The following is a 12001-nucleotide window of genomic DNA, read 5'->3' on the forward strand; positions in this document are numbered from 1 at the left end:
TTATTTCTATTATTCTAAATAGAGTGTCTATTGTAAGTGTGACCAGTTAAATAAGCTCATATAAATAAGAGATGTTAAACTTCATGTTTTTTAACTCAGCCGGAGCAGAAATCACCAGCCGGCTGCAACATAGACGATAGATGAAATGAACAGAAAATGGGAGGGAATACTATGTATCACCAGAAGCTGGAACAGGTCCTTGAAAACATCGAAAGAGTCATGATTGGTAAAAGAACAGTAGCAGAACTGAGCATCGTATCACTGCTGGCCCAGGGGCATGTGCTGCTTGAAGATGTGCCAGGTGTCGGAAAAACAATGATGGTGCGTGCACTTGCGAAGTCAGTAGGGGCAAAGTTTACCCGTATTCAATTCACTCCGGACTTACTTCCCTCAGATGTAATCGGTGTATCAATTTATAACCCAAAGGAAATGTCATTTGAATTCCGCCCTGGTCCAATCATGGGCAATATTGTGCTGGCTGATGAAATCAACCGAACCTCACCGAAAACACAGTCGTCACTTCTTGAAAGTATGGAAGAAGGCAGTGTTACAGTAGACGGCTTCACTCATAAACTTTCGAAACCATTCTTTGTAATGGCTACTCAAAACCCGATTGAATATGAAGGTACTTATCCGCTCCCGGAAGCGCAGCTTGACCGCTTCCTGCTGAAAATGCAAATGGGCTATCCTGATGCGAAGGAAGAAATGGAAGTATTAAACCGTCTTCAATATGCTCCCCCGATAGATGAGTTGCAGCCTGCGATCACACTTGAAGAACTACAGCATCTTCAGCATGAAGTTAAACAGGTAATTGTAGATGAAAAAATTAAAGAATATATCGTTGACCTTGCCGGTAAGACACGGGATCACGCGAATGTCTACCTTGGTGTCAGTCCGCGTGGCTCAATTGCACTGATGAAAGCCGCACAGGCTTACGCGCTGCTGCATGGCAGAGATTATGTTCTTCCTGATGATATTCAGTTCCTGGTACCGTATGTATTCTCACACCGTATGATTCTAAAATCAGAAGCGAGATATGAAGGAATTGAACCTGAAGAAGTGATTGAGCGCATTCTTGCGCGTACAAGAGTGCCGGTTCAACGGATGGCGAAGTGATGAAAATTCAGTTCCTGATTAATGCGGCAAAGGTATTATTGATCATCGTACTTCTGGTTGGTACATTTTCATATGCGATGTTTCAGGGCGGATTTGTCAGCTGGTTTTTATTTTACAGTTTTCTTCCTTTCGGACTGTATTCTTTAATGATGATGGTTTACCCGTTGAACGACTTTAACGTGACACGCACGATCAAATCAAAAGATTTAAAAGCAGGGTCAAATGTAACAGTAAAGATCCATTTAAAAAGGGCTTTGCCGTTCCCGCTCTTTTATTTAGTAGCAGAGGAGCATATAAGAGGAGAGGCCTTTTATCAGAGAGGCACCGCAAAAAAACTGATTCATCCATGGTTCAAACGTGAGATCGTCTTAGAGTATGAGATTCATGATCTGCCAAGAGGTGAACATACGTTTGACAGTGTTGAATTAAAAACAGGAGATTTTCTCGGCCTGGTTCAAAAATCAGCGTATATTGAAAAAACGCAAACCATGCTAGTCTATCCATCTTATATCGCGCTTGATTATCAGCCGCTGCAGGCAAGATTTGACCAGGGTGTGTCATCTTCCAATGTAAGAATTCAGCAGGACACCACGATGGCAACGGGGGTAAGAGATTACGAGACAGGGGACCGCGTTTCCTGGATTCACTGGAAATCATTTGCCCGTACGAATGACCTGAAAACCAAAGAATTTGAAGAGCGTAAGTCACATGATGTCATGGTTGTACTTGACCGTACGCCGAGCCAGACGTTTGAAGATATGGTCGTGCTGACAGCTTCTGTAATCAGAGGTGTGATCAGAAAAGGCGCCCAGGCAGGCTATTTTTCACAGGGTGATACGGTACAGTACGCCCCGCTGAAAAGTGGTGAAAGTCATCAGAAGCAAATTGATTATTACCTGGCTAAAGTAAAACCTGATCAGGAATCAAAGTTTGAAACAGTGCTCAAACAAAATGCATCTGCAATCTCGAAGACGTCAGCGCTGATTCTGATTACATCCCAGCTGACAAGAGAAGGGATAGATGAAATCAGCAAGGTATCAAAAAACAGTCAGGCTCCGATGATCCTGTTTGTTAAGCATCCTTCTGCCAGATTGAATCAGGAACACAGACAGCTTGCAGGATTAGCTGCATCCAAAGGCATTGTGCTGAAGGAATGTGACAAGCGTCAGTTTGCATCTGTCTTTAAGGAGGTGAAGCAGGCGTGAAAACCGAATACAGCTGGGGAGATATCTCCACGTTGATTTTGTATGTGCTGAGTTTCTTTCTTTTATGGGAGTGGCTCAGGCCGGTTGAGCAGATTACTGAAACTGCTAATGTTCACTTCTTTATCATTTTCGCAGGGTTATCATTATTGCTTTACTACTTTGAAATAAACTGGATTATTTCCGGGGCAATAAAAACACTATTTATTTTAATCGTATTACAATACCTGTATTTTGATGTCCCTTTCATTGGAGAAGGGGAATGGTTTGGTGAATTTACATCTTTAATTGGTGAAAGTGTCGTGCTCACCGTTCAGCAGAACTGGGGCGGTGTGTCAGATCTGTTCAGAAGCCTGCTTTTCTTCGTCTTATTGTGGCTGACTGCCTACCTGATGCATTACTGGCTGGCTGTAAGAAAACAGATGTTTCTCTTTTATCTATTCACGGTGATCTATATTACGATTCTGGATACCTTCAGCCCATATGACGGAAGCATGGCCATCGTCAGAGTGATTTTATTCGGCTTCTTGCTGCTCGGGTTACTTGGGCTGCAGAGAATGGCTGATAATGAACGGATTGCTTTATCGATGGGACAGGTGCAAAGATGGCTGATTCCGCTGGCTTTATTAATTGCCTTCAGTTCTGCAGCTGCATATGCTGCACCAAAATCCGAGCCGATCTGGCCGGATCCTGTTCCTTTTATCACTTCATTCAATGAGGGGGCAGGTCAGGGTCCGGGTGGAGTAAACCGTCTAGGATACGGAGTGGACGATTCTGAACTGGGAGGCTCCTTTATTGGTGATGACACAGAAGTGTTTGAAGCAACAGTGCAGGGTGACCAGTACTGGCGTATTGAAACGAAAGACACTTATACAGGGAAAGGCTGGGAGCAATCAAGAGAAGCTGACAGTTTAACGCCTTTTATATTAAATGAACCGACTCCGCTGACTTTATCGGAAATTAATGAGGAGTCTGAAACACAGACAGTTTCAATTGATGTAAGTCTCGGCTATAATCACGTCGTTTATCCGTATGCACCCGATCAATTGATACAGGGGGATGCAGAAGAGTTTCGATATAATCCTGTAAGCGATAAGATTACATCCTATCGAAACGATGAATTAGTTGAACTCGACGAATATGAATGGGAGTTCCGGGAGCCGAGATACAGTCTTCAGGCTCTCAGAAATACAACAGGTCTTGGGGATAGCGGCACTGATATGTCCCAGTACTTACAACTCCCTGAAAATCTTCCGGAAAGAATACGTGATCTGACACTTGAGATTACAGAACCTGAAGATAACTGGTATGACAAGGCAAAAGCTGTTGAAGATTATTTCTCCAGAAATGATTTTGTCTATGAGCAGGAAGATGTGCCTGTTCCTGAGGATGATGAAGACTATGTTGATCAGTTTCTTTTTGAGACGCAGCGGGGATACTGTGACAACTATTCAACCTCTATGGTCGTCATGCTGAGATCCATTGATATTCCTGCACGATGGGTAAAGGGTTATACCGGCGGGGAGATCATTGATAATCTCGGAGATGGACGTTCAGTCTATGAAGTAACGAATAACAATGCCCATTCCTGGGTGGAAGTATTTTTCCCTGAAATCGGGTGGGTCCCATTTGAACCGACTGTTTCTTTTTCCAATAATGTTTCTTTAAGTTACGACCTAGATATTGAGTCAGGGGAAACTGAAACGCCGGAAACACCTGAACCTGCTGAAACACCTGATCCGGCAGCTCCTACACCGCTTGAAGAGGAGACAGGATTAACTGGTCAGGTGGGTGATGATGGATCAAACGGAACGGGTGGCTGGACAGCCTTTAAAACATTTGTAAGCGAAAACCGCTTTACATTGATTTTGATCACGCTGGTTGTAGCTGGTGCCGGATATCTCCTTTACCGCACCAGAAACCGCTGGATGCCGTATGTATTGATCCGGTATTACCGTTCAAGAAAAGGCAGTGATGTATATCCAAAAGCATACAGTTCGCTCCTTAGACAGCTTGGAAGGTATGGTCTCAGACGTAAAGAAACCCAGACGCTGCGCTCATATGCAAAAGAAGTGGATAACTTCTTTGGTACACACGAAATGAGCAGACTGACTGATCAATACGAGCGTATTTTGTACCGCAGTGAGGCTGCTGATGACAAGTGGTCGAATATGCGTGAATTGTGGGAAGATTTAATTAAAAAGACAACCGGTTGACCGGGCATGAGCAAGGCGTTAAAATGGTGAAAATTAATGACAGCTTCATAACACCCCTTCATATATGTCCGATAATATGGGTCGGATGTTTCTACCGGATCACCACAAATGGTCTGACTATGAAGGCGGTCTTTTATTAATAAGCTCTAATAAAAACGCTGTTGATTTCCGGAGAGGACTGCGCTTTCCGCACCCGTCCGGACGAGCCTCCTCGCCGCTATCGCGTCTGCGGGGTCTCGTCTGTCCTTACTGGTGCAGGAGTCTCCGTCCTAACCTCCAATCAACAGCTGAATGGTATTTAACCTATCATTCATCTTTTAAAAGCTTATGATTTAAAAAGTTTAAGAAAACCAAGTCCTGGTTTGTGAAAATCTTATCCTTTTTAACAAGACCGCCTTGTTAAAACGCTTGAAGGGAAGAGGACAACTCTTTTTCGAACAGGCGTTTTTTCTATTTTTTTATGTTAAAGGCTAATGTTTTTTTAGCACAGCTGGTGATTGTAGCGGAAGGGGGACGACTCCAGCAGGAGAAGCGTGACAGGTGAGACCCCGCAAGCGCCCCGCGCTGAGGAGGGCCGATTGAACCGGAGCCAAAAGACGGCTCATGCGGAAAGCGTTCCCCCTGGAGCGGAAATCAACAGCCATCTTTAACAGAGCCTTCTATTTTGAAGGTGTAATTATACAGGTTTAAAAATAATCGAACGAGGTGACCATCCATGCTTGGTAAAGAAGAAATGCACGATCAGGAAATGATCGTTGTACTGGATTTTGGTAGTCAATATAATCAGTTAATCACACGCCGTATCCGTGAGTTCGGTGTATATAGTGAGTTGCATCCGCACACGATTACTGCTGAAGAAATTAAAGAGCTGAACCCTTCAGGTATTATTTTCTCAGGCGGCCCAAATTCTGTTTATGATGAGAATTCGTTCCGTGCAGATGAGCGGATTTTTGATCTTGGCATCCCGGTACTTGGTATCTGTTATGGTATGCAGCTGATGACGATGCACTTTGGCGGAAAAGTTGAAAAAGCGAAAAACCGTGAATATGGTAAAGCTGATATTCAGGTGCAGGAAGCTAAAGGTCTATTTAAAGATCTGCCTTTAACACAGACAGTATGGATGAGTCATGGAGATCTTGTTGTCGAGGCGCCGCCTTCTTTTGACGTTGTTGCAACAAACCCTTCATGCCCGGTTGCATCAATAAGCAATGAAGAACAGAAATTATATGCAGTTCAGTTCCACCCTGAAGTACGTCATTCAGAATATGGAAATGACATGCTGAGAAACTTTGTATTTGATGCATGTGGCTGCACGGGTGACTGGTCAATGGAGAACTTTATTGAAATTGAACTCGAGAAGATCCGCCAGGAAGTCGGCGATCGTCAAGTGCTTTGTGCACTGAGTGGCGGGGTTGACTCTTCAGTCGTAGCTGTACTGATTCATAAAGCAATCGGTGATCAGCTGACATGTATCTTTGTAGACCACGGCCTTCTTCGTAAAGGTGAAGCGGACAACGTAATGAAGACTTTTGCTGACGGCTTCAACATGAACGTGATTAAAGTGGATGCACAGGACCGTTTCTTAAATAAGCTGAAAGGTGTATCTGATCCTGAGCAGAAACGTAAAATTATCGGGAATGAATTCATCTATGTATTTGATGATGAAGCAACAAAGCTTGATGGTATTGACTTCCTTGCTCAGGGGACGCTGTATACAGATATCATCGAAAGTGGTACAGCAACTGCGCAGACAATCAAGTCACACCACAATGTAGGCGGTCTGCCTGAGGACATGCAGTTCAAACTGATTGAACCGCTTAACACGCTTTTCAAAGACGAAGTGCGTGCACTTGGAAGTGAGCTGGGCATTCCTGATGAGATTGTATGGCGTCAGCCGTTCCCGGGGCCAGGCCTTGGAATCCGCGTACTCGGTGAGATCACTGAAGAAAAGCTTGAAATCGTACGGGAATCAGATCATATTCTGCGTGAAGAAATTAAAAAAGCAGGACTTGACCGTGATATCTGGCAGTACTTCACTGTATTGCCTGATATCAGAAGTGTTGGTGTGATGGGCGATGCGAGAACATATGATTATGCGATCGGTATCCGCGCGGTAACATCAATTGACGGAATGACATCTGACTGGGCAAGAATCCCATGGGATGTACTTGAGAAGATCTCAGTCCGTCTGGTAAACGAAGTCAACTCGATTAACCGCGTACTGTATGATGTGACGAGTAAGCCACCAAGTACAATCGAGTGGGAATAACGAATATTACCATAAAAATTATTTAATAATGTTCGTATTTTGTATTGACGCTTCTATCATGCATTGATACAATACAATCATTAATTAAATACTTTTCGTCGTATAACGTCGGGGATATGGCCCGAAAGTCTCTACCAAGCTACCGTAAATAGCTTGACTACGCAGGTTTTTTAAAAGTTCAATTTGAACTTTTTTCAATCCTTTTAGTCATCCCTGAACGACGAGTGTGCGTTCAGGGATTTTTTTCGTTATACTTCGTATTTTTCGGAGGGAACAGTAGTGAAGAAGTATTTTCAGTTTGAAGAATTAAACACTAACTATAAGCGTGAATTCATTGGGGGATTAACAACATTTCTTGCGATGGCCTACATTCTTGTTGTTAACCCGCTGACGTTAACGTTAGTAGATGTTGAAGGTCTGCCTGATGCTATGCGTATGGATTATGGTGCTGTATTCGTAGCTACTGCGCTTGCAGCGGCAATCGGCTCACTTGTTATGGGGGTACTTGCAAGGTATCCGATCGCACTTGCACCTGGTATGGGGTTAAATGCATTTTTCGCTTACTCTGTTATTCTGACACAGGAAATTCCGTGGCAGACCGCTTTAACAGGCGTTTTATTTTCAGGACTTATTTTTATGGTATTAACTGTTACAGGTGTACGTGAGAGAATCATCAACGCGATTCCGAATGAATTAAAATTCGCGGTGGGAGCAGGTATCGGGCTCTTCATTACTTTTGTTGGTTTTCAAAATGCAGGAATTATCGTCGGAAACGATGCAACACTTGTTGCGCTTGGTGATCTGACAAATGGGAATACACTTCTTGCTGTGTTCGGTATTTTTATTACTGTTATTTTAATGACTCGTAAAATTAAAGGTGGTATTTTCTACGGAATTGTCATTACGGCAATTGTGGGGATGGTTGTTGGACTGATTGACCGTCCGAGCGGCGTCATTGATCCGACACCGCCAAGTCTTGCGCCAACTTTCGGTGCTGCACTTGAACCGATTTTCTCAAGCCCGGGAGACCTTTTCACTGTACAGTTACTGGTTGTTATTTTAACTTTCCTATTCGTAGACTTCTTTGATACCGCAGGAACACTTGTAGCGGTTACAAATCAGGCAGGTTTAATGAAAGACGGCAAGCTGCCGCGTGCAAATCGTGCACTGTTTGCAGATTCAACTGCAACGGTGTTCGGTGCAGTACTTGGAACATCTACAACAACTTCTTATATTGAATCATCAGCAGGTGTCGCAGCGGGTGCTAAAACAGGTTTTGCTTCAGTTGTTACAGCAGCACTCTTTGTATTATCTATTTTCTTCTTTCCGCTGCTGGAAGTCATCACAAGTGCTGTAACAGCACCAGCTCTTATCATCGTAGGGGTACTGATGGTTTCAGCGCTCGGTAAAATTGATTGGACACGCTTTGAGATTGCAGTCCCAGCCTTTCTAACGATCATCACAATGCCGCTGACATACAGTATTGCTTCCGGTATTGCGATTGGGTTTATCTTCTATCCGATTACGATGCTAGTAATGGGGAGAGGTAAGCAGATTCATCCCGTTATGTACGGGCTATTTGTAATCTTTGTGCTTTACTTCATCTTTTTATCGTAATATGCTAAAAGAGCTGTTCCGGTTCATGCGGACAGCTCTTTTTCAATGAGTAAATAAAAAAACAGGCGGATGTGATAGACATGAGCTATATTGTAAAGAAAATACTGAATAATAATGTGTTAATTGCTGAATTAAATAGCTCAGAAGTCGTCATGATCGGCAAAGGAATCGGCTTCAAGCGGCAGACGCAATCTACCATCAGTGAACAGGAAGTTGAGAAACTCTTTGTATTACGTGATGAAAAAGAGCAGGATCAGTTCAAGAAACTGCTTCCATACGTAGAGGAAGATCTGCTGAAGGTCATTATTTCTTCTATAGAATTAATACGTGAACGGACAAAATCATTTTTAAATGAACATATTCATGTGGCGCTGACAGATCACCTTGTATTCGCAGTCAACAGATTAATGAGAGGGATGTCGATATCCAATCCTTTCTTATTAGAGACGAAAGCGCTTTACCCTTATGAGTATGAGGTTGCAAAAGAAGTGGTGCAGTTGATTAATGACAGAGCCAATATTTATCTTCCTGAAGGTGAAATCGGTTTTATTGCGCTTCACATTCATAGTGCTATGGTGAACCGTAATGTTCATGAAGTGAATTCGCATTCCCAACTGATCGGGCGTCTTGTCCAATTAATCGAATCACAATTTGACGTACAGCTTGATAAGGAAAGCATTGATTATATGAGACTCGTCAGACACCTGCGATACACGATAGAGCGGGTTGTCAGGGGAGAAAAGGTGGATGAACCGGAAAAAATCGCTTTGCTATTGAAAGCTGAATATCCGATGTGCTATAATCTCTCATGGAAACTGATTAAGATTATGCAGCAAACATTAAAAAAACCTGTCTATGAAGCAGAAGCAGTCTATCTGACCATGCATCTGCAGCGTATTCAGAACAAAATGAAATAATACATTTTACGTGTTACTGATACGATCAGGCATGAGTAAATGAAGAACGTCCCGAATAACGGGATACGTGTACCTTCACGTATGTTCTTTCTTTACTCATGCCTTTTTGTTTGCTGTATAAAAGAAAAAGGAGGAAATCATATGTTTAAGAAGTTTTTTGGTCAGCTTCAGAAAATTGGTAAAGCACTTATGCTTCCAGTTGCGATTCTGCCGGCAGCCGGTTTGCTTTTAGCATTCGGTAACGCCCTGCAGAATGAAACGTTGACAAACCTTGCGCCATTCCTGACAAACGACTGGATTGTCATGATCGCAAGTGTCATGCAAAACTCAGGCGGAATCGTTTTTGATAACCTTCCGTTATTATTCGCAGTAGGGGTAGCCATCGGGCTCGCTGGCGGTGACGGGGTTGCCGGTCTTGCAGCGATCGTAGGTTATCTGATTATGAATGCAACACTCGGTACAGCACTTGGTATTGAAATGAGTGATGTAACCGGTGAGGGAGTTGATCCTGCATATACATTAATGCTTGGGATCCCGACACTGTCATCAGGTGTATTCGGCGGAATTATCGTAGGGGCGCTGGCTGCTTATATGTATAACCGCTTCTATAATATTGAACTGCCAACGTACCTTGGCTTCTTTGCCGGTAAGCGTTTCGTTCCAATTGCAACAGCAGCATCTGCAGTTGTGCTTGGACTGTTAATGATTGTTGTATGGCCTCCTATTCAGGAAGGGCTTAACTTCTTCTCACACATCATGCTGAATACAAACCTTGCTGTATCGGCATTTGTTTTTGGTGTCATTGAACGTGCACTGATTCCATTTGGATTACACCATATTTTCTATACGCCTTTCTGGTTTGAGTTTGGTACTTATATCAATGCTGCCGGTGAAACTGTGCGTGGTGACAATTACATCTTCCAGGCACAGATTCTTGATGGCGTTCAGGATTTAACTGCCGGTACATTCATGACCGGTAAATATCCATTCATGATGTTTGGTCTTCCGGCTGCAGCACTGGCAATTTATCATGAAGCACGACCTGAAAAGAAGAAGCTTGTTGCAGGAATCATGGGTTCAGCTGCCCTGACATCATTCCTGACTGGTATTACTGAACCAATCGAATTTGCTTTCCTGTTCGTTGCACCTATTCTGTTTGCGGTGCACACAGTATTTGCAGGTCTTTCATTCCTGACAATGCACCTGCTTGACGTAAAAATCGGTATGACATTCTCTGGCGGTCTGATTGACTTTCTTCTATTTGGTGTATTAAACCCTCAGACAAACTGGTGGTTAGTATTACCTGTAGGGGCAGTATTCGCAGTAATTTACTACTTCGGATTCCGTTTTGCAATCCGTAAGTTCAACCTGGCAACACCAGGACGTGAAAAAGAAGAAGATGGCGATGAAAACCCTCGTGCAGCTTCTTCGAAATCAGATTTACCACATGACATCTTAGATGCGATGGGTGGAGCTTCAAATATTTCAAATCTTGATGCCTGCATTACGCGCCTGCGTATACAGGTTAACGAACCATCGAAAGTGAACAAGAAAGAACTGAAACATCTGGGTGCTTCCGGGGTACTGGAGATCGGAAACAATATTCAGGCGATTTTCGGTCCGCGTTCTGACAGCTTAAAACATCAGATGAAAGATATTATGGAAGGTAAGACACCTCGTCCGGTTAAAGTTGATGCTGAAAAAGAAGTATCAAAAGAAATTGAAGAAACAGCAGCAACGGCAATTCAGAATGACCAGGCAGTCTTACAGGACATTATCTCACCATTGAACGGTGAAGCCGTATCGATTACTGAAGTGCCGGATCAGGTATTCTCAGGCAAAATGATGGGAGATGGATTTGCCATCAACCCGTCAGATGGAATTGTGCATGCGCCGGTAAACGGGAAAATCGTAAACGTTTCTCCAACGAAGCATGCGATTGGTATTGAATCTGAGCATGGTCAGGAAATCCTGATTCACTTTGGAATTGATACAGTTAAATTGAACGGTGAAGGCTTTACTGTACATGTAAATGAAGGAGACCAGGTGAAAGCAGGAGACTTGCTGCTTGAAGCAGATCTTGAGAAGATAAAAGATCAGGTTCCTTCTATTATGACCCCAATCGTATTTACGAACTTAATGAATGGTGAAACAGTAGAAGTTAAAAAGACAAGAGTCAGCAGAGGTGACACTTCTATTATTGAAGTGAAGTAAGCCTGGATCCCGTCGCAGCCCTGTGCTGCAACGGGGTTTTTTATTGCAGAAAAATCTGCTAAGTAATTTTGTGAAAAATCTTTGTGGAAAGTATTGAAATATTCAGAATAAAATTATATAATTGAAATGCTCTTAAAGGATTGACTCATTTTATGGAGGTGTGATAGATTAGTAAAGTTCTCTTTTGAAGAGGCGTACATTTTGTAATGATCGCTAAGGCTTTTTTCTTTTCTCTTTTAATTCGCTTTGGCAAAAGAAATTAAAAAAGTTTTTAAAAAGACTTTACAAACTATCAGAAGCCATGCTATGATAATCAAGTCGCTTACGAGAGCGGCACTTCGCTAAGAAGTGATTGAACCTTGAAAACTAAACAACCAAACGTCAACGTTTTAAGATTTTAAGTCTTTTTCGAACAAAAAAGACAATGAGCTTTTCAAACACTTTACGGAG

Annotated in this window: 7 protein-coding genes and 2 riboswitches; all 7 genes read left to right on the forward strand. The window is 42.9% G+C overall.

The genetic code is table 11. The features are described from left to right. The first annotated feature begins 171 nt into the window (after positions 1-171). The 7 genes from KP77_RS06330 (at position 172) to ptsG (ending at position 11551) form a co-directional block, all read left to right on the forward strand. Positions 172-1116, forward strand: coding sequence for an AAA family ATPase (locus KP77_RS06330; protein ID WP_152614681.1), 945 nt, complete (start codon positions 172-174; stop codon positions 1114-1116). Then, positions 1116-2321 (forward strand): DUF58 domain-containing protein, encoded by a 1206-nt coding sequence (locus KP77_RS06335; protein ID WP_041121829.1) that lies wholly within the window; start codon positions 1116-1118, stop codon positions 2319-2321. Before KP77_RS06330 ends, KP77_RS06335 begins: the two co-directional genes overlap by 1 nt. Next, positions 2318-4534: a transglutaminase TgpA family protein gene (locus KP77_RS06340; RefSeq protein WP_041121830.1), complete on the forward strand. Its 2217-nt coding sequence runs from the start codon at positions 2318-2320 to the stop codon at positions 4532-4534. The genes KP77_RS06335 and KP77_RS06340 overlap by 4 nt, the downstream gene beginning before the upstream one ends. Positions 4535-4572: 38 nt before the next feature. Continuing rightward, a riboswitch (purine riboswitch) is annotated at positions 4573-4674 on the forward strand. Positions 4675-5249: 575 nt separating this feature from the next. Beyond that, positions 5250-6803, forward strand: coding sequence for a glutamine-hydrolyzing GMP synthase (gene guaA / locus KP77_RS06345; protein WP_041121831.1), 1554 nt, complete (start codon positions 5250-5252; stop codon positions 6801-6803). A gap of 78 nt (positions 6804-6881) precedes the next feature. After that, positions 6882-6983, forward strand: a riboswitch (purine riboswitch). A 99-nt stretch (positions 6984-7082) separates the two neighbouring features. Then, complete coding sequence (locus KP77_RS06350; RefSeq protein ID WP_041121832.1) at positions 7083-8420, forward strand: NCS2 family permease; 1338 nt, start codon at positions 7083-7085, stop codon at positions 8418-8420. A gap of 80 nt (positions 8421-8500) precedes the next feature. Continuing rightward, positions 8501-9337 (forward strand): glucose PTS transporter transcription antiterminator GlcT, encoded by an 837-nt coding sequence (gene glcT / locus KP77_RS06355; RefSeq protein WP_041121833.1) that lies wholly within the window; start codon positions 8501-8503, stop codon positions 9335-9337. 141 nt (positions 9338-9478) lie between these two features. After that, the gene (gene ptsG, locus KP77_RS06360) at positions 9479-11551 is read left to right on the forward strand and encodes a glucose-specific PTS transporter subunit IIBC (protein WP_041121834.1); all 2073 of its coding nucleotides are present in this window, start codon (positions 9479-9481) and stop codon (positions 11549-11551) included. Positions 11552-12001: the final 450 nt, after the last annotated feature.

It is taken from the genome of Jeotgalibacillus alimentarius, assembly GCF_000829445.1.
GTDB classification, from domain to species: domain Bacteria; phylum Bacillota; class Bacilli; order Bacillales; family Jeotgalibacillaceae; genus Jeotgalibacillus; species Jeotgalibacillus alimentarius.

Coding starts and splice junctions, on each gene's coding strand:
- KP77_RS06330 (WP_152614681.1), top strand. CDS start 172: ATGTATCACCAGAAGCTGGAACAGGTCCTTGAAAACATCGAAAGAGTC.
- KP77_RS06335 (WP_041121829.1), top strand. CDS start 1,116: ATGAAAATTCAGTTCCTGATTAATGCGGCAAAGGTATTATTGATCATC.
- guaA (WP_041121831.1), top strand. CDS start 5,250: ATGCTTGGTAAAGAAGAAATGCACGATCAGGAAATGATCGTTGTACTG.
- glcT (WP_041121833.1), top strand. CDS start 8,501: ATGAGCTATATTGTAAAGAAAATACTGAATAATAATGTGTTAATTGCT.
- ptsG (WP_041121834.1), top strand. CDS start 9,479: ATGTTTAAGAAGTTTTTTGGTCAGCTTCAGAAAATTGGTAAAGCACTT.